We start from the raw sequence: 18,566 nt of genomic DNA, 5'->3' as shown, positions 1-18,566 counted from the left end.
CCGGCCTCGCCAAAAACGAGCCGGGTCTGCCGCGCCTGTCTTTAGCTGAATTTATAAAGCGCCCGCAAGCTGTAGCAAATCGGCGCGAGGGGCAGTATATCGCCCCGTCTCATCGGCAGCCTACCAGCCGATGATCATGATGATGCCCAGCACCAGGAAGATCGCGGCCGAGATGCCGTGCACCAGCTTGATCGGCACGCGCCGCACGATCTTTTCGCCGAGCCACACCACCGGCGCATTGGCCAGCATCATGCCCAGCGTGGTGCCGGCCACCACCCAGAAGTAGTCGTGCGTGAAGCGCGCGGCCAGCATGACGGTGGCGATCTGGGTCTTGTCGCCCATCTCGGCCAGGAAGAAGGCGATCACGGTGGTGCCGAAGACGCCGAACTTCGACACGCCGGGGGCGTCGTCGTCGTCGAGCTTGTCGGGAATCAGCATCCAGGCGGCCATGGCGATGAACGAGCCGCCGAGGATCCAGCGCAGCACCTCGGGCCCGAGCCAGCGCGTGATGTAGTTGCCGACCGCACCCGCCAACGCGTGGTTGATGATGGTGGCAACGAAGATGCCGAGGACGATGGGCCAGGGTTTCCTGAAACGGGCCGCGAGCAAGAGTGCCAGGAGTTGGGTCTTGTCGCCCATTTCGGCGAGCGCAACTACGCCGGTTGCAACGAGAAAAGCTTCCATGATGAACGTGGGGTTCCTTAGGCCGAAGGACGCAATTGACCATGCAACACCCTTCGGCCATTTTTTTCCGAAGTTGCATGGTCAAAGGTCTCGCCAGGTATGTTCACTGCACGCGCCATGTCCCGTGTGGGGCAGGACAAGTCTGTTGACGCGGGCCCTTCTCGCAGATCGGAAGGCGGCTACTCCCCAATGACGGGGCGGATTCTACACACCGTATCGAAAGCGCCCCTCCAAGCCGTAAGCGTGCGCTAGCTTCCAGGTGCTTTTGAAGGTGCTACCTCAAGACGCAATTTCCCGCTTGCATTTTTGATATTTCCCCCATAATGCACGAGCCTCCCTCTTCATTTTGGTCGGGAGTCAGTTCGGTGATCGGTCAGTTTCGCGCGACTCGACGGCTCTCGTTTGAGTGATGCTTTCGGGACTCCATCGCTTTTCTTGATGTGTTTATAGGAGTCCCTCGATGGGCAACAAACTGTACGTCGGCAACCTGCCTTACTCGGTGCGCGACGGAGATCTCGAACAGGCCTTCGGGCAGTTCGGCGCAGTGACCAGCGCCAAGGTCATGATGGAACGTGACACCGGCCGCTCGAAGGGCTTCGGCTTCGTCGAGATGGGCAGTGACGCGGAAGCACAGGCAGCCATCACCGGCATGAACGGCCAGCCCCTGGGCGGCCGCAGCGTCGTCGTCAACGAAGCACGTCCCATGGAAGCACGTCCCCCGCGCAGCGGTGGCGGCGGCGGCTACGGTGGTGGCGGCGGTGGTTATGGCGGCGGTGGTGGCGGTGGCTACGGCGGCGGCGGTGGTGGCTACGGTGGTGGTGGCGGCGATCGCAGCGGCGGCGGCGGTGGCCGCTCCGGCGGTGGCGGTTACGGCGGCGGTGGCGGTGGCCGCAGTGGCGGCGGCGGCGGTGGTGGCGATGGCGGTTTCCGCAGCCCCTACGGTGCCGGTCCCCGCGGCGGTGGCGGCGGTGGTCGCAGCGGTGGTGGTGGTGGTGGCGGCTATGGCGGCGGCAACAGTGGCTACTGAGCCCTGCGCTTCCAGGCCCCCAAAGACGAAAGGCTCCCTCGGGAGCCTTTTTTCATGGCCGGCAGCCTGTGCGGCCCGCCAGGCCCGGCCTGGTCCGGCGCGCCCTCAGGCTTCGCCGCTGCGCTTCTTGCGCTCGCGGCCTTGCACGGCGCGGTCGAGCACGGCGTTGGGCAGCATGCGCATGATCTTGGCGACCACGCCCATCTGCCACGGGATCACGCGGTAGCTCGTGCCCGCCTCGATGGCGCGCAGCGCCTGGGCCGCGAAGTCCTCGGCCGTCATGAGGAAGGGCATGCCATAGCGGTTGCCCTGCGTGAGCGGCGTGTCGATGTATCCGGGGCAGAGCGTGACCACCTTCACCCCGCTCTTGAACAGCTCGCCGCGCAGGCTCTCGCAGTACGCGACCACGCCCGCCTTGCTGGCGCAATACGCCCCGTGCCCCGGCAGCCCGCGGATCGACGCCACGCTGCCGATGCCCACCAGCCGGCCGGTGCCACGCTGCTCCATGGCCCGCACGAACGGATGAAAGGTCGCGGCCAGGCCGACGTTGTTGGTGGCGAAGGTCTGCGCCAGCACGTCGAGGTCGGAGCGCTCGCCGGTGTCGATGCCGACGCTGATGCCGGCATTGGCGATGACCACGTCAGGCAGCCCCTGCTGCGCGATGCAGGCATGGCCGGCGGCCACGATGCTGTCGGTCTGCGCCACGTCGGCGCTGTAGATTTGATAGCGGTCCGCGCTGATCCGGCGCGCCTGAGCCCACGATTCGATCTCCGCCGTGCGGCGCGCGACCAGCGCCAGCCGGTACCCCGCGTCGTGGAAGCTCGCGGCCAGGGCCTGGCCGATGCCGCTCGAGGCGCCGGTGATGAAGACAAGCGGGGACGTGGTCATGCAGCGGTGGTTTTCTTTTTTCTTCTTCAGCGTTTCTTGGCGGGTGCGGCCGGGGCCGCCTTGGCGGCCGACGGAATCAGCACCCCGCGCACGCGGCCGTTCAGGTTGGCCACGCCGCTCAGGTTGTCGTAGTCGAGCGTGTCGCCGGTGAATTGGTCGGTGCCGCGCATGAGCGTGACCGGCTTGTTCGACGTGACCCGCTCGGTGTCGACATAAGCATGCAGGAAGTCGCCGCGAAACTCGAGCTGCGGCGTGGCCTTGCCGTTCGGGCTCACCGACGGTTCGCGAATGACGATGGCGTTGCCGAACAGCTGGATCTCGCTGCCGTCGGAGTTCGACAACCCGCGGTCGGCCGTTGCGCGGGTCACGAGGCCCTCGGGCGACACCGAGCGCATGCGCACCTTGTCGACCTCCATGGTGTCGGTGTCCGGGTAGTGCCGCCCTTCGACGCCGTGCAGTTCGCTGCGCAGGTCGCCGTTGGGCAGGAAGTTCTTGATGACGAAGTCCCGCATGAAGTAGTCGGGCTCGTGCGTGGGCGCGACCTTGGCCGTGGGCTCCAGCAGCTTGGGCGCGTTGCGCACCAGCCAGTAGGTGCCCAGCGCAACGGCGGCCGTCAGGATGATCGGCAGGTAGATCGTGGTGCGGTCGATGACGTCGCGCGCCATGCCCCACGCGCGTTTCGCGGTGCTCATGCGTTCGGGCTCCGGTTCGGTCCCAGCGCCGCGTCGAGCATGGCGCGGTACTGGCCGCAGGCCGTGAGCAGCAGGTCGCAGAACTCGCGCGCCGCGCCTTCGCCGCCGCGCGCCTGGGTCACGTAGCGCGCAATGTTGCGCACCTCGGCATGGGCGTTGGCCGGCGCCGCCGCGAAGCCGACGCGCGTGAGCACGGGCAGGTCGGGCCAGTCGTCGCCGATGGCTGCGGCCTGCGCCCAGCTGAAGCCCAGCTGGTCGAGCATGGCCTGCGCGGCGGGCAGCTTGTCTTCGGTGCCGTAGCGCACATGCTCGATGCCCAGCGCCTCGAGCCGCACGCGCAGCGGCTTGGAGTCGCGCCCGGTGATCACGGCAGGCACGATGCCGGCCTTGCGCAGCAGCTTCAGGCCGTAGCCGTCGAGGATGCTGAAGCGCTTGAGCGTCTCGCCGTGCTCGGTGAAGTACACGCCGCCGTCGGTCAGCACGCCGTCGATGTCGAAGAAAACAATGCGCACGTCCTGTGCGGCGAGCAGGGTCTCGGCCTGGAACTCGAGCGGCATCAGATGACCTTCGCGCGCATCAGGTCGGTGGTGTTGATCGCGCCCACGATCACCCCCGCGCCGTCGATCACGAACAGGCGGGTGATGCCGCATTGCTCCATGAGCTCGGCGGCTTCCACCGCCAGCGCGTCCACGCGGATGGTGCGCGGGTCGTGGTGCATCACGTCGGCGGCCCTGGGGCTGCGCAGGTCGGCGCCGGCCTCGATCAGGCGGCGCAGGTCGCCGTCAGTGAAGATGCCCAGCGCGCGGCCGTCGGGCGCGACCACCGCCGCGGCGCCGAAGCCCTTGTTGCTCATGGCGCGCATCAGCTCGCTGACGTTGGCGTCGGGTGCCACGCGCGGCACGTCGTCGCCCGAGCGCATCACGTCGCTCACGTGCGTGAGCAGCTTGCGCCCGAGCGCGCCGCCCGGGTGCGAGCGCGCGAAATCTTCCGAGCCGAAGCCGCGCGCGTCGAGCAGCGCCACGGCCAGCGCGTCGCCCATCGCCATCTGGGCGGTGGTGCTCGCGGTGGGGGCGAGGTTGAGCGGGCAGGCTTCCTTGGACACGCCGGCGTCGATGACGATGTCGGCATGGCGGGCCAGGGTCGATTCGAGGCGGCCGGTCATGGCGATCAGGGGCACGCCCTGGCGCTTGACGACCGGCAGGATGACGGTGAGCTCGTCGACCTCGCCGCTGTTGGAGATGGCCAGCACCAGGTCGACCGACTTGATCATGCCGAGGTCGCCGTGGCTGGCCTCGGCCGGGTGCACGAACATCGCGGGCGTGCCGGTGGAGGCGAGGGTGGCGGCGATCTTGCGGCCGACGTGGCCGCTCTTGCCCATCCCCATCACGACCACGCGGCCGCGCACCTCGAGGATCTTGCGCACGGCGTCGACGAAGCTCGGACCGACGCGGGTCTTCAAGCCGTGAACGGCTTCGGCTTCGATGTCGAAGGTGAGGCGTGCCCGAGCGAGGATGGCTTCGGGGTCGACCACGGGGGCCGGGGCGGGACGGGAGCTCATCGGGCGATTTTACGGGCCGGGCCATGCAGGGGCATGCCATGTCCCGTGGAAGCCCGGGGCACGGACATTGCTCTAGCATCGGCGCCCATGTCTTCGTTCGATCTCACGCTGTTGTATCTCCTTGCCGCGGTGATCGGCGTGGTGGCCTGCCGTTCCCTGAAATTGCCGCCGATGCTCGGCTATCTCTCGGCGGGTGTGCTCATCGGACCGCACGCGTTCGCGCTCGCGCAGAACACCGAAGGCATCCAGCACCTGGGCGAGTTCGGCGTGGTGTTCCTCATGTTCGTGATCGGGCTGGAGTTCAGCCTGCCCAAGCTGCGCGCGATGCGCAAGCACGTGTTCGGGCTCGGCCTGCTGCAGGTGCTGCTGACGATGACCATCGCCACCATCGGCGCGCTGGTCATCGCGCACTGGCTGCCGCCGTCGTGGCGGCTGGGCTGGCAGACCGCGCTGGCGCTGTCGGGCGCGCTCACCATGAGCAGCACGGCCATCGTGGTCAAGCTGATGGCCGAGCGGCTCGAACTCGAGAGCGAACACGGCAAGCGCGTGATGGGCGTGCTGCTGTTCCAGGACCTGGCCGTGGTGCCGCTGCTGGTGCTGATTCCCGCGCTGGGCGCGCCGCCCGAGGCGCTGGCCAAGGCGCTGGGCTTCGCGCTGCTGAAGGCGAGCTTCCTGATCGGCGTGCTGCTGTACGGCGGCCCGCGCGTCATGCGCTGGTGGCTCACGCTGGTGGCGCGGCGGCGCAGCGAGGAGCTCTTCATCCTGAACGTGCTGCTGATCACGCTGGGCCTGGCCTGGCTCACCGAGCTGGCCGGCCTGAGCCTGGCGCTGGGCGCCTTCATCGCGGGCATGCTGGTGTCGGAGACCGAATACAAGCACCAGGTCGAGACCGACATCCGGCCCTTCCACGACGTGCTGCTGGGCCTGTTCTTCATCACCGTGGGCATGTCGCTCGACTGGCACATCGTGGTCGAGCGCTGGCTGCTGGTGGGCGTGCTGCTGCTGGTGCCGCTGGCGTTCAAGCTGGGGCTGGTGACGGTGCTGGCCAAGGTGCTGGGCGCCACGTCGGGCGTGTCGCTGCGCACCGGCCTGTACCTGGCGCAGGCCGGCGAGTTCGGCTTCGTGCTGCTGACGCTGGCGCAGGAGCGCAGCCTGCTGCCGCCGTGGCTGGCCAACCCGGTGCTGGCGTCGATGGTGCTGTCGATGCTGGCCACGCCCTTCATCATCATGTACAGCAACGCCATCGTGCGAAAGCTGGTGGCCAGCGATTGGCTGCAGCAGTCGCTGCAGATGACGAGCATCGCGCGCAAGACCATCAACACCGCGCAGCACGTGATCATCTGCGGCTACGGGCGCTGCGGCCAGAACCTGGCGCGCATCCTGGAGCGCGAAGGCATCCCGTACATGGCGCTCGACCTCGACCCCGACCGCGTGCGCCAAGCCGCCGCCGCCGGCGACTCGGTGGTGTTCGGTGACGCCGCGCGCCTGCAGGCGCTGATGGCCGCGGGCCTGGCGCGCGCCAGCGCCGTGGTGGTCACCTACCTCGACGTGCCGGGTGCCATGAAGGTGCTGGCCAACACGCGCGCGCATGCGGCGCACGTGCCGGTGATCGTGCGCACGCAGGACGACCACGACCTGGAGAAACTGCAGGCGGCCGGCGCCACCGAGGTGGTGCCCGAGGCCATCGAGGGTTCGCTGATGCTCGCCAGCCATGCGCTGGCGCTGGTCGGCGTGCCGATGCGCCGCGTGATCCGCGTGGTGCAGGACCAGCGCGACGCGCGCTACAACCTGCTGCGCGGCTACTTCCATGGCGCCGACGACGACAACGCCGACGAAATCGACCACGAGCGGCTCAACAGCTTCACCCTGAGCGCCGGCGCGCGCGCCATCGGGCAGACACTGGCCGGGTTGGCGCTGCACACGCTGGGCGTGCGCGTGGCCAGCCTGCGCCGCCAGGACGGCCAGCCGCGCACGCTGGCCGACGACACGGTGCTGTCGGACGGCGACACGCTGGTGCTGTCGGGCAAGCCCGCCGCCTTGTCCATGGCGGTCGAGCGGCTGCAGAAGGGCTGAAGCACCTTCCGGGGTACCGCGCGGAGCCGGCCTAGCCTGGCCTGGCCGCTGGTGTCGGCTGGTGTCGCCTTCCGGCAGGGTCAGGCGAAGCGGCACGAAGTGCGCGCAGCCTGGGGCCGGGATCAGTTGATCAGCGTCGGGTTGCGCTTTTCTTCTTCCAGGCGCTGCTGGCGGCGCACGGCTTCGCACTGCGCATGCGACTTGAACTCGGCCTTCAGGCACTGGGAGGCCATGCACTGCGCCTTGGCGATGAAGTTGCGGTCGCCGCACGCGGCCGAAGGCTCGGCCGGCGGTGCGGGAGCCGCCGGCGGCGGGGCCGACGCGGCAACGGGTGCCGCGGGTTCGGGCGCACTGGGTGCCGGCGTGGCGGCGGTGGCCTGCTTGCGGGTCTTGGCCACCGCGGGCTTGGCCGGTGCGGTGGGCGTTGCCTCCGCCGACGCAGCGGAGGCATCGGGCTCGGCGGCGGGCGGGTCGGTCACGGCGGGTGCCGCGGCTGGCGGCTCGGGCGGGACGGCGGGCGATGCTGGCGCCGGTGCGGTCATTGCAGCCGGCACCTCGGCGGCCGGTGCGGCTTCGTCGGCCACCGCGGGCGCCTTGCGCGTCCCGTAGCCCGACCAGCCCGCCACGACCATCGCCACGGCAACGGCCAGCAGGCCCAGCCACAGCAGGATCACGCGCTTGCGCGGCGGCGCCGGCTCGACCGGCACGGAGCGGCGAACCTTGACCCGCGCCTTCTTGCGCTCGGCGCCCGGCGCCCGCGCGTCATCCGGCGCCGGGGCAAACGCGCGCGCGGCCGAGGGCGAGGGCGGCAGCTCTTCGTCGTCGTGCACCATGAAGACGGTCTGCTCGTCGTCGTCGCGCGGGCCGCCGCTCAGCCTGCCGAAGAACGACGGCCGTGCCGGCGCCCGGAAACGGGCGAAGACGGGCGCGGGCGCCGGGGGCGGCACCGGCTTGCCCTCGTCGAACAGCGGCGCCGGAATGGTCGGCGCGCGCAGCTGGGCGGGGGCGGTGGTGGCCCATTCGCGCTCGGGGCTCGGGGGTGGGGGGATCCGGTCGGGCGCGGCGGGCAGCTCGATGCCGCAGCCCCGGCAGAAATTGGCGCCGTCACGGTTTTCCGTGCTGCAGACCGGACAGATCAAGGCCATGGCTTACTGACTACTCTCGGGGATCCAAGGGGAAAACGGGGCTGGCCGATGGCGCGCATGGCCGCATCTGCGGGGTCTGGAAATTTCGGGCGGGTTGCGTGGAGCAGGCCGATTTGCGCTTCAGGTCACGGCCACGCGCTTGGAGCGGTGCGCCATGCGCTTGGCGATCACGGCGCCCAGCGCCAGCGCGATTTCCAGCGCCGTGTTCGGCTGGCGGTTCGACATTTCCACGAAACGCACCGAGGTGAGCCGCCACACGCGACCCGCGCCGGTGACCACCACGTTGGCCGAATGCGGCTGGCGCGAGAAGAACGCGCCTTCGCCCACCACCGAGCCGGCGGTGAGCACGGCGAGCTTCATCTGCTCCTTGCTGCTGACGCGGTGCACGCTGACGGCACCGCTTTCGATGAAGAACACCGAGCGGTCGGGCGTGCCCTGCTCGATCAGCACGTCGCCGATGCTGGTGTCGATCGGCTGCAGGTAGCCCGCCAGCGTCTCCCATTGCTGGACAGTGAACGTCAACGCAAAGGCGTCGCTGCTCAGGTTCTCCGCGATGACGCGGCTCAGGTTCTGGATGGACATGTTTTTTTCGACCCCCGCATGTGTGCCGAAGTATCCGCGAAGCTCGCAAGATTCGGCTACAAGTGTTTACGCTTTTGCGCGCGCGTGTCGCTATTTCCCAATGCAGAAGCGCGAAAAGATGACGCCCAGCAGGTCGTCCGCCCCGAACTCGCCGGTGATCTCGTTCAGCGCGTTCTGTGCCAGCCGCAATTCCTCGGCCAGCAGGTCGAGCAACTGGGCCTGAGCCGCAAGGTGGCCGGCCGCCAGCGCCAGGTGGTTTTCGACCTGCGCCAGCGCCTGCACGTGGCGCGCCCGCGCGAGGTACACGCCCTCGGGCACGGCCTGCCAGCCAGCCATGGCCAGCAGCTGTTCGCGCAGCGCCTCGATGCCCAGGCCGGTCTTGGCGGACAGGGCGATGCCTTCTTCGGGGTGCGCGCCGGGTGCCGCGTCCTGCTTGTTCCACACGTCGAGCACCGGCACGCTGGGCGGCAGCTTGCGGCGCAGGCCGGCCAGGATCTCGGCGTCGGCGGCGGCGTAGTCGCCCAGGTGGGCGCGCGTCAGGTCGTGCAGGAACAGCACGGCATCGGCGCTTTCGATCTGGCCCCAGGCACGCGCCACGCCGATCTGCTCGACCTCGTCGCTGCTCTCGCGCAGGCCGGCGGTGTCGGCCACGTGCAGCGGCACGCCGTGGATCTGGATGGTCTGTGACACCACGTCGCGCGTGGTGCCCGCCACCGCGCTCACGATGGCCAGCTCGGCACCGGCCAGCGCGTTGAGCAGCGAGCTCTTGCCCGCGTTGGGCTGCCCGGCGATCACCACCTTGATGCCCTCGCGCAGCAAGGCGCCCTGGCGCGCGCGCTGTTGCACGGCGCCCAGCTGCGCCTGCAGCCTGTCGAGCTGGCCGGCGGCATCGGCCTTCTGCAGGAAATCGATTTCTTCTTCGGGGAAGTCGAGCGTGGCCTCCACCAGCATGCGCAGGTGGATCAGCGCGTCGCGCAGCGTGTGGATCTCGCGCGAGAAGGCGCCCGACAGCGAACGCCCGGCGCTGCGCGCGGCCGCTTCGGTGCTCGCGTCGATCAGGTCGGCAATGGCCTCGGCCTGCGCCAGGTCGATCTTGCCGTTCAGGAAGGCGCGCTGGCTGAACTCGCCGGGCTCGGCCACGCGCAGGCCGGGCAGGCGCGGGCGGCCAGTGACCGGGTCGCTCTCGGCCGCGGCCTCCAGGCAGCGCGCCAGCAGCAGCTGCAGCACGACCGCGCCGCCGTGGGCCTGCAGCTCGAGCACGTCTTCGCCGGTGAAGGAGTTCGGCGACGGAAAGTGGATCGCCAGGCCGTGGTCGACCGGCTCGCCGGCGGCGTCGCGAAAGGGCAGGTAGGTGGCCTCGCGCGGCTTGAGCGCGCGGCCGCAGATCGCGTCGATCAGCGGCGCCAGCCTGGCACCCGACACCCGCACGATGCCGACCGCGCCGCGTCCCGAGGCGGTGGCGATGGCGACGATGGGATCGGTGGTAAGGGCGAGCATGGTGCGGATTCTTTCAGCAAAAAGGGCCGCTTTCGCGGCCCTTCGAGGGATGACTGGGGTGTCGTGCGGCTACTTCTTGGTGCCGAGCACGCCCAGGCGCTTGTTGATGAACCACTGCTGCGCGATCGACAGCGTGTTGTTCGTGATCCAGTACAGCACCAGGCCGGCCGGGAAGAAGATGAACATCACGCTGAACGCGAGCGGCATGATCCACATCAGCTTGGCCTGCATCGGGTCCGGCGGCGTCGGGTTGAGCCAGGTCTGGAACAGCGAGGTGGCCGTCATGACGATCGGCAGGATGTACCAGGGGTCCGGTGCCGACAGGTCGGTGATCCAGAGAATCCACGGTGCGTGGCGCATCTCGACCGACGACAGCAGCACCCAGTACAGCGCGATGAACACCGGGATCTGGATCACGATGGGGAAGCAGCCGCCCATCGGATTGACCTTCTCGGTCTTGTAGATCCGCATCATTTCCTGCTGCATCTCTTGCGGCTTGTCCTTCAGCCGCTCGCGCATTTCCATGATCTTCGGGTTGATGGCCTTCATCTTGGCCATGCTGGCGTACGCCTTGGCGTTGAGCCAGTAGAAGGCCGCCTTCAGCAGCACCACCAGCGCCACGATCGACCAGCCCCAGTTGCCCAGCACGCCGTGCAGCTGGTTCAGCAGCCAGTACAGCGGCTTGGAGATGATCGCGAAGATGCCGTAGTCCTTCACCAGGTCCAGGCCGGGAGCGATGGCTTCGAGCTTCTTTTCTTCCTCGGGGCCGGCGAACAGCGTGCTGTTCACGACCTGCGTGGCGCCCGGGGCGATCTTGGGCAGCGTGGCGACCATGGCCACGGTGAACAGGTTGTCGCCCAGGTCCTTCACGCGGAACTCGCGGCGCAGCTGTTCGCTGACCGGGTCGCCCTTGAGCAGCCAGGCCGACACGAAGTAATGCTGGACCATGGCCACCCAGCCGTCGTTGGCCGGCGGCGGCGGTTCGATCTTGCCCTTGGCGATGTCCTTGAAGTCGAGCTTGTGGAACTTCTTCTCGTTGGTGTACGCGGCCGGACCGGTGAAGGTGTTGGTGCCGAACATGGTGCCGGCGGCCACGGTGCCGTGGCGCAGCAGCTGCATGTACAGCTGCGCTTCGCGCGGCTGGTCGCTCACATTGACCACTTCGTGGCGCACGCCGATGGCGTAGTCGCCGCGGTTGAACACGTAGGTCTTGACGTACTTCAGGCCGCCGACCGGGGCGCTCTCGAAGCTCACTTCCAGCGTGTTCTGGCCGTCGGCCATCTCGCGCGGACCGGCCTTCGGCGTCATCGGCGTCAGGTGGTTGGGGAAGCGTTCACCGGTGTCGACCTGGTTGAGCAGGCCGGTCTGGGCGACGTAGCGGGTGGCGGGCGAGCCGTTTTCGAACAGCACCACGTGCTTGGTGCGATCGGCTTCGTCGTACTTGCGCAGCTCGAGGTGGTTGACCGTGGCGCCTTCGCTGTCGATCGTGGCCTTGAACAGGTCGGTGGTCACGCTGACCTGCTCGCGCGGTGCGGCCGCAGCCGCCTGCGTGGGCACGGCGCCGGCATTGCCGGTGGTGCCGGACGCGGTCGGCACGCCGTTGGCCGCGGGTGCGTTGGCGGGCGCCGCGGCCGTGGCGGCGGGCTTGCTCGACGGCAGGAAGGTCGGCTTGTTGCCGTTGAAGACCTGCCATTGGTCCCACAGCAGCACCAGCGAGAACCCAAAAATCACCCACAGGATCGTGCGGCGGATATCGTTCATGACGAAGACTTCTTGTCGGAGGAGAGAAGAGACGAAAACAGCGATCCTGACTTGTCAGTGCGACGCTGTGATTTCGGTGGAACCGGGTCGTGCCCGCCGTCGCACCAGGGCTGGCAACGCGCGATGCGGTGCAGCGTGAGGTAGCTGCCCTTGAGCGCGCCATGCACCTCGAGCGCCTCGATCGAATACACCGAGCAGGTCGGCGTGAAGCGGCACGACTGCCCGAGCCAGGGGCTCAGCAGCAGGCGGTAGCCCTTCACGAGGCCGATCAGCAGGCGTTTCATGACGAGGCAGGCGGCGAAGTGGGTGAACGCTCAGGCGACGGACGTGCAGGCCGCGCGGCCCGCGCCAGCAGTTGCTGGAGCTCGGCGCGCACCGCGCCCTTGAGCTTGTCCGAGGTGGCGCTCACGAACTCCTTGCGGTCGAAACCGGCGCGCAGACGCACCACGTGCGCAGCACGCGGCAAAGCGACGCCCGGTGCGGCGCTCACTGAATAGATCTGGCGCTTGATCGCGTTGCGCGTGACCGCGCGGCGCGCCCAGCGCTTGGGCACCATGGCACCCAGCCAGACGTCGTCGGACGCGAACAACGGCTGTGCGCTCGATGCGAGATCGAGCGCACAGCGGTGCAATGCGAAATGAGCAGTGCGCGCCACAGTGGCACCTGCGAGGACGGCCTGGAACTGCGCGCGGGTCTTGAGCCGCTGCATGGAAGCCGGGCCGTGCACGTCGGGGCCGGTCGAACCGGAAACGCTGGCTGCTGGAGCCTGCGCTGACGTGTCGGCTGCTGGCAACGGCAGGTGGGCTGCCGTCAGACGGCCAGGCGCTTGCGGCCCTTGGCGCGGCGTGCGTTGATGACGGCGCGGCCGCCACGGGTCTTCATGCGGACCAGGAAGCCGTGGGTACGGGCGCGGCGGACTTTGGATGCTTGGTAAGTGCGTTTCATGGTGATTTCCTAATTCCCTGTTCGCGCTGGCCTTCGCGCGGAAAGCGCAAAAAGACCCGCGGGGCGCCGGGGGAGCGTAATGGGATGACCCAGGGAGACCCCTGAACTCCTACTCCGGGCGCTGGTGACAACGCAAAGAGGTTTTCAGGGAAACCCGCAATTATCGCAAACATTGGCCGCCGGAACAATCTTCGACTGGATTTGCGGGCCTTTCGGCGCCGGCCGCAGCGTGTGGATAAGGTTTTGACAAGTTAGAATGCCCGGCGCCTTCCAGCAGAGAATATCCACAATACCTATACCAAAAAATGCCTGAAGGTCTCCTCACTTTTCCAAGCGCCCATGTCCACTGACGGCATCGGCGAAAGCCTCTGGCAGGCCTGCGTCGACCAGCTCGCGCAGGAGCTGTCCGAGCAGCAGTTCAACACCTGGATCAAGCCCCTGACCGCACAGGTCGCCGACGACCTGTCGCGCATGACCGTGTTCGTCGCCAACCGCTTCAAGCTCGACTGGATCCGGGCCCAGTACGCCGGCAAGATTGCCGCCATGGCCGAGAAGATGTACGGCCAGCCGGTCGCCATCGAGTTAGCGCTTGCTCCTCGCGAAACGCCCGTGCGCTCTGCGCCCGTGGCCGTCATGACCGAAACCGATGTGCCGCGCGACGTGGCCGGCCCGGGCGAGGAGCCCGCCGCCGCCGGCTTCAAGAACCGGCTGAATTCCGGCCTCACTTTCGACACCCTGGTCGAGGGCACGGCCAACCGCATGGCGCGCGCCGCGGCCATGCACGTGGCCGGCATGCCGGGGCATCTTTACAACCCGCTTTTCATCTACGGCGGCGTCGGCCTGGGCAAGACCCACCTGATGCACGCCGTGGGCAATCGGCTGCTCGCCGACAAGCCGGATTCCAAAGTTCTCTACATCCACGCCGAGCAGTTCGTCTCGGATGTGGTCAAGGCGTATCAGCGCAAGACTTTCGACGAGTTCAAGGAGCGTTACCACTCGCTCGATCTGTTGCTGATCGACGATGTGCAGTTCTTTGCCAACAAGGACCGCACGCAGGAAGAATTCTTCAACGCGTTCGAGGCCCTGCTCGCCAAGAAGTCGCACATCGTGATGACCAGCGACACCTACCCCAAGGGCCTGGCGGACATCCACGAGCGCCTGGTCTCGCGCTTCGACTCGGGCCTGACGGTGGCCATCGAGCCGCCCGAGCTCGAGATGCGCGTGGCCATCCTGATCAACAAGGCGCGCGCCGAATCGGCCGAAATGCCGGAGGAAGTGGCCTTTTTCGTCGCCAAGAACGTGCGCTCCAACGTGCGCGAGCTCGAAGGCGCGCTGCGCAAGATCCTGGCGTACTCGCGCTTCAACCAGAAGGAGATCTCGATCGCCCTGGCGCGCGAGGCGCTGCGCGACCTGCTGTCGATCCAGAATCGCCAGATCTCGGTCGAGAATATCCAGAAGACGGTGGCCGACTACTACAAGATCAAGGTCGCCGACATGTACAGCAAGAAACGCCCGGCCAGCATTGCGCGGCCGCGGCAGATCGCGATGTACCTGGCCAAGGAGCTCACGCAGAAGAGCCTGCCGGAAATCGGCGAGCTGTTCGGCGGGCGCGATCACACGACGGTGCTGCACGCGGTGCGCAAGATTTCGGGCGAGCGCCAGCAGCTCACCGAACTCAACCAGCAGCTCCACGTGCTCGAACAGACGCTCAAGGGCTGAAGAAGAAGCCGGATGTCATCGAAGGCGCCCCTCGCGACAGCGGAGAATGGCGCCCTTACAAGCTGATTCAAAGAGATAAGAGAAGAGGAAGAAGACATGATCGTTTTGAAGGCAAACCAAGACAAAGTCCTCGCCGCGCTGCAGTCGGTGGCGGGCATCGTGGAACGGCGTCACACCCTGCCCATCCTGGCGAACGTGCTGATCCGCAAGACCGGCGGCCAGCTGCAGCTGACCACCAGCGACCTCGAAATCCAGATCCGCACCACCGCCGAACTGGGCGGTGACGAAGGCAACTTCACCACCACCATCGGCGCGCGCAAGCTCATCGACATCCTGCGCACCATGCCGGCCGACCAGACCGTGAGCCTCGAGTCCAGCGCCAGCAAGCTCGTGCTCAAGGGCGGCAAGAGCCGCTTCACGCTGCAGTCGCTGCCCGCCGAAGACTTTCCGCTGGTGCAGGAAGCCGCCAATTTCGGCCCCGTGTTCAGCGTGCCGCAGAAGACGCTGAAGGACCTGCTCTCCCAAGTGTCGTTCGCCATGGCCGTGCACGACATTCGCTACTACCTGAACGGCATCCTGTTCGTGGCCGAAGGCAAGCAGCTGAGCCTGGTGGCCACCGACGGCCACCGCCTGGCGTTCTCGTCGGCCACGCTCGACGTCGAAGTGCCGCGCCAGGAAGTGATCCTGCCGCGCAAGACCGTGCTCGAAATGCAGCGCCTGCTGTCCGACGCCGAAGGCGCCATCGAGATGCAGTTCGCCAACAACCAGGCCAAGTTCAGCTTCGGCGGCATGGAATTCGTGACCAAGCTGGTCGAGGGCAAGTTCCCCGACTACAACCGCGTCATCCCGAAGAACCACAAGAATACCGTCACGCTCGGCCGCGCGCCGCTGCTGGCCAGCCTGCAGCGCACCGCCATCCTGACCAGCGAGAAGTTCAAGGGCGTGCGCCTGAACATCGAGCCGGGCACGCTGCGCATCGCGTCGAACAACGCCGAGCAGGAAGAAGCCCAGGACGAGCTCGACATCGACTACGGTGGCGACAGCATCGAGATCGGCTTCAACGTCACCTACCTGATCGACGCGCTGTCGAACATGGACCAGGACATGGTCAAGCTCGACCTGGCCGACTCCAACAGTTCGGCCTTGCTGACCATCCCCGAGAACGCATCCTTCAAGTACGTCGTGATGCCGATGCGTATCTAGCAGACAGACCCCGAAGCGCCTTGCGCACGCAGCCCGCGGCCCTCCGCGGGTTTGCGCTTTCAAGAGGCGGCGAATTGAGCTTTTGAGAGCCCGAAAAATCACGGTGAATGCCGTGAGAGACAGAGGAATACCCGAATGAGTGCTGAAGAAAACAAGCCCGAAGTGCCGCACACCGAGCCGGTCTACACGCCTGAAGTGCAGGTCGTGCCGCCCGAAGTCATTGCCGCCGACACCAGCTACGGCGAAGGCTCGATCACGATCCTCGAAGGGCTTGAAGCCGTGCGCAAGCGCCCCGGCATGTACATCGGCGACACCTCCGACGGCACCGGCCTGCACCACCTGGTGTTCGAGGTGGTGGACAACTCCATCGACGAGGCGCTGGCGGGCCACTGCGACGACATCGTCGTGACCATCCACACCGACAACTCCATCAGCGTCACCGACAACGGCCGCGGCATTCCCACCGGCGTGAAGATGGACGACAAGCACGAGCCCAAGCGCTCGGCCGCTGAAATCGCGCTCACCGAACTGCACGCCGGCGGCAAGTTCAACCAGAACAGCTACAAGGTGTCGGGCGGCCTGCACGGCGTGGGCGTGTCCTGCGTGAACGCGCTGAGCGTCATGCTGCGCCTGGTGGTGCGCCGCGAAGGCAAGATCCACGAGCTGCAGTTCAGCCGCGGCTTCGTGCAGGACCGCCTGCTGGAGACGGTGCAGGGTGTCGAAGTCTCGCCCATGAAGATCATCGGCGACACCGACAAGCGCGGCACCGAGGTGCACTTCCTGCCGGACACCGAGATCTTCAAGGAGAACAACGATTTCCACTACGAAATCCTGAGCAAGCGCCTGCGCGAGCTGAGCTTCCTGAACAACGGCGTGCGCATCCGCCTGAAGGACGAGCGCAGCGGCAAGGAAGACGACTTCTCGGGCGCCGGCGGCGTGCGCGGCTTCGTGGAGTTCATCAACAAGGGCAAGACCGTCCTGCACCCGAACTCGTTCTACGCAGAGGGCGAGAAGCCGGCCGAAACCTACGGCGGCATTCCCGGCACGCACATCGGCGTGGAAGTGGCGATGCAGTGGAACAGCGGCTACAACGAGCAGGTGCTGTGTTTCACCAACAACATCCCCCAGCGTGACGGCGGCACCCACCTGACCGGCCTGCGCGCCGCGATGACCCGCGTCATCAACAAGTACATCGAAGAGCACGAGTTCGCCAAGAAGGCGAAGGTCGAAGTCACCGGCGACGACATGCGCGAAGGCCTGTGCTGCGTGCTGAGCGTGAAGGTGCCCGAGCCCAAGTTCTCCAGCCAGACCAAGGACAAGCTGGTGTCCAGCGAAGTGCGCGCGCCGGTGGAAGACATCGTCGGACGCCTGCTGACCGACTACCTGCAGGAGCGCCCGAACGACGCCAAGATCATCTGCGGCAAGATCGTCGAGGCCGCCCGCGCCCGCGAAGCGGCCCGCAAGGCCCGCGAAATGACGCGCCGCAAGGGCGTGCTCGACGGCATGGGCCTGCCCGGCAAGCTGGCCGACTGCCAAGAGAAAGATCCGGCGCTGTGCGAGGTCTACCTGGTGGAGGGTGACTCCGCCGGCGGTTCCGCCAAGCAGGGCCGCGACCGGAAGTTCCAGGCCATCCTGCCGCTGCGCGGCAAGATCCTGAACGTGGAGAAGGCGCGCTACGAGAAGCTGCTCACCAGCAACGAAATTCTCACGATGATCACCGCGCTGGGCACCGGCATCGGCCGCGCCGGCGCCACCACCGCGGGCGGCGGCGCGGACGACTTCAACGTCGCCAAGCTGCGCTACCACCGCATCATCATCATGACCGACGCCGACGTCGACGGCGCCCACATCCGCACGCTGCTGCTGACGTTCTTCTACCGCCAGATGCCCGAGCTGGTCGAGCGCGGCCACATCTACATCGCACAGCCGCCGCTGTACAAGGTGAAGGTCGGCAAGGAAGAGCAGTACCTGAAGGACGGCCCCGCGCTCGACGCCTTCCTGCTCAAGGTGGCCCTGAAGGACGCGAGCCTGCAGACCGGCGGCGCCAACTCCACCACGCTCAGCGGCGACACGCTGGGCGAGCTGGCGCGCAAGCACCAGGTGGCCGAGGCCGTCATTGCGCGCCTGCGCAACTTCATGGACGCCGAGGCGCTGCGCGCCATTGCCGACGGCGTGGCGCTCGACCTCGACACCACACCCGCCGCCGAGGCTTCGGCCATCGCGCTGCAGGCCAAGCTGCGCGAGCTCAACACCACCGGCATTCCGGCCGAGGTGAGCCACGAGTTCGACGCGCGCACCGACAAGCCGCTGCTGCGCATCAGCCGCCGCCACCACGGCAACATCAAGAGCAGCGTGATCACGCAGGACTTCGTGCACGGCGCCGACTACGCAGCCTTGGCCGAAGCCGCCAACACCTTCCGCGGCCTGTTGAGCACCGAAGGCGCGCTGGTGAAGCGCGGCGAAGGCGAGCGCGCCAAGGAAGAAAAGGTCGACGACTTCCGCCAGGCCATGAAGTGGCTGATCGGCGAAGCCGAACGCGCCACTTCGCGCCAGCGCTACAAGGGTCTGGGCGAGATGAACCCCGCCCAGCTGTGGGAAACCACGATGGACCCGACCGTGCGCCGCCTGCTGCGCGTGCAGATCGACGACGCGATCGAAGCCGACCGCGTGTTCACCATGCTGATGGGCGACGAGGTGGAACCACGCCGTGAGTTCATCGAGCAGAACGCGCTGCGCGCGGCGAACATCGACGTGTAATTGCGCGAACCTTCGCATTCATTCAAAACGCCCGG

General features: G+C 67.3%; 17 protein-coding genes and 1 riboswitch. Of the genes, 5 read left to right on the top strand and 12 right to left on the bottom strand.

Translation table 11 applies throughout. The features are described from left to right. Positions 1–120: 120 nt before the first annotated feature. Positions 121–684 (bottom strand): TMEM165/GDT1 family protein, encoded by a 564-nt coding sequence (locus BM013_RS17155; protein ID WP_093128842.1) that lies wholly within the window; start codon positions 682–684, stop codon positions 121–123. A gap of 34 nt (positions 685–718) precedes the next feature. Beyond that, a riboswitch (yybP-ykoY riboswitch) is annotated at positions 719–884 on the bottom strand. A gap of 260 nt (positions 885–1,144) precedes the next feature. On the opposite strand from BM013_RS17155, the gene BM013_RS17150 reads away from it, so the two are divergent. Next, positions 1,145–1,711: an RNA recognition motif domain-containing protein gene (locus BM013_RS17150; protein ID WP_093128841.1), complete on the top strand. Its 567-nt coding sequence runs from the start codon at positions 1,145–1,147 to the stop codon at positions 1,709–1,711. A gap of 105 nt (positions 1,712–1,816) precedes the next feature. Here the strand turns inward: BM013_RS17150 and BM013_RS17145 are convergent, their stop codons facing one another. The 4 genes from BM013_RS17145 to BM013_RS17130 are packed head-to-tail and all read right to left on the bottom strand — an operon-like array spanning position 1,817 to position 4,849. Next, positions 1,817–2,599: an SDR family oxidoreductase gene (locus BM013_RS17145; protein ID WP_093128840.1), complete on the bottom strand. Its 783-nt coding sequence runs from the start codon at positions 2,597–2,599 to the stop codon at positions 1,817–1,819. 26 nt (positions 2,600–2,625) lie between these two features. Next, positions 2,626–3,291 (bottom strand): LPS export ABC transporter periplasmic protein LptC, encoded by a 666-nt coding sequence (gene lptC / locus BM013_RS17140; protein ID WP_093128839.1) that lies wholly within the window; start codon positions 3,289–3,291, stop codon positions 2,626–2,628. After that, positions 3,288–3,848 carry a KdsC family phosphatase gene (locus BM013_RS17135; protein ID WP_093128838.1) on the bottom strand — a complete coding sequence of 187 codons (561 nt, stop codon included), beginning with the start codon at positions 3,846–3,848 and terminating at the stop codon, positions 3,288–3,290. The genes lptC and BM013_RS17135 overlap by 4 nt, the downstream gene beginning before the upstream one ends. Beyond that, entirely contained in the window at positions 3,848–4,849 is a 1,002-nt protein-coding gene (locus BM013_RS17130; RefSeq protein ID WP_093128837.1) for a KpsF/GutQ family sugar-phosphate isomerase, read from the bottom strand. Before BM013_RS17130 ends, BM013_RS17135 begins: the two co-directional genes overlap by 1 nt. 87 nt (positions 4,850–4,936) lie before the next feature. On the opposite strand from BM013_RS17130, the gene BM013_RS17125 reads away from it, so the two are divergent. Then, positions 4,937–6,922 carry a monovalent cation:proton antiporter family protein gene (locus BM013_RS17125; RefSeq protein WP_093128836.1) on the top strand — a complete coding sequence of 662 codons (1,986 nt, stop codon included), beginning with the start codon at positions 4,937–4,939 and terminating at the stop codon, positions 6,920–6,922. 122 nt (positions 6,923–7,044) lie between these two features. Here BM013_RS17125 and BM013_RS17120 read toward each other — a convergent pair whose 3' ends face one another. The 7 genes from BM013_RS17120 to rpmH form a co-directional block, all read right to left on the bottom strand. Further along, positions 7,045–8,067: a zinc-ribbon domain-containing protein gene (locus BM013_RS17120; protein ID WP_093128835.1), complete on the bottom strand. Its 1,023-nt coding sequence runs from the start codon at positions 8,065–8,067 to the stop codon at positions 7,045–7,047. A gap of 120 nt (positions 8,068–8,187) precedes the next feature. Next, positions 8,188–8,649 carry a Crp/Fnr family transcriptional regulator gene (locus tag BM013_RS17115; protein WP_093128834.1) on the bottom strand — a complete coding sequence of 154 codons (462 nt, stop codon included), beginning with the start codon at positions 8,647–8,649 and terminating at the stop codon, positions 8,188–8,190. A gap of 90 nt (positions 8,650–8,739) precedes the next feature. After that, positions 8,740–10,146: a tRNA uridine-5-carboxymethylaminomethyl(34) synthesis GTPase MnmE gene (gene mnmE / locus BM013_RS17110; RefSeq protein WP_093128833.1), complete on the bottom strand. Its 1,407-nt coding sequence runs from the start codon at positions 10,144–10,146 to the stop codon at positions 8,740–8,742. 69 nt (positions 10,147–10,215) lie between these two features. Continuing rightward, positions 10,216–11,907 carry a membrane protein insertase YidC gene (gene yidC, locus BM013_RS17105; RefSeq protein ID WP_093128832.1) on the bottom strand — a complete coding sequence of 564 codons (1,692 nt, stop codon included), beginning with the start codon at positions 11,905–11,907 and terminating at the stop codon, positions 10,216–10,218. Continuing rightward, on the bottom strand, positions 11,904–12,191 hold the full coding sequence (gene yidD, locus BM013_RS17100; protein ID WP_007834832.1) for a membrane protein insertion efficiency factor YidD: 288 nt from the start codon (positions 12,189–12,191) through the stop codon (positions 11,904–11,906). Before yidD ends, yidC begins: the two co-directional genes overlap by 4 nt. Beyond that, positions 12,188–12,616 carry a ribonuclease P protein component gene (locus tag BM013_RS17095; protein ID WP_093128831.1) on the bottom strand — a complete coding sequence of 143 codons (429 nt, stop codon included), beginning with the start codon at positions 12,614–12,616 and terminating at the stop codon, positions 12,188–12,190. Before BM013_RS17095 ends, yidD begins: the two co-directional genes overlap by 4 nt. 101 nt (positions 12,617–12,717) lie before the next feature. Beyond that, positions 12,718–12,852 carry a 50S ribosomal protein L34 gene (rpmH, locus tag BM013_RS17090; protein ID WP_007834827.1) on the bottom strand — a complete coding sequence of 45 codons (135 nt, stop codon included), beginning with the start codon at positions 12,850–12,852 and terminating at the stop codon, positions 12,718–12,720. Positions 12,853–13,191: 339 nt separating this feature from the next. On the opposite strand from rpmH, the gene dnaA reads away from it, so the two are divergent. The 3 genes from dnaA (at position 13,192) to gyrB (ending at position 18,531) form a co-directional block, all read left to right on the top strand. Then, entirely contained in the window at positions 13,192–14,571 is a 1,380-nt protein-coding gene (gene dnaA / locus BM013_RS17085) for a chromosomal replication initiator protein DnaA (RefSeq protein WP_093128830.1), read from the top strand. Positions 14,572–14,667: 96 nt separating this feature from the next. Continuing rightward, positions 14,668–15,774, top strand: a complete 1,107-nt coding sequence (dnaN, locus tag BM013_RS17080; protein ID WP_093128829.1) for a DNA polymerase III subunit beta — start codon at positions 14,668–14,670, stop codon at positions 15,772–15,774. Positions 15,775–15,909: 135 nt separating this feature from the next. Then, positions 15,910–18,531, top strand: a complete 2,622-nt coding sequence (gyrB, locus tag BM013_RS17075; RefSeq protein WP_093128828.1) for a DNA topoisomerase (ATP-hydrolyzing) subunit B — start codon at positions 15,910–15,912, stop codon at positions 18,529–18,531. The last annotated feature ends 35 nt before the right edge of the window (positions 18,532–18,566 follow it).

The organism is Variovorax sp. OK605, assembly GCF_900115445.1.
Taxonomy (GTDB): Bacteria; Pseudomonadota; Gammaproteobacteria; order Burkholderiales; family Burkholderiaceae_C; genus Variovorax.
Note: the sequence above shows the minus strand (reverse complement) of the source record. Positions and strands in the feature narration are given on the sequence as shown.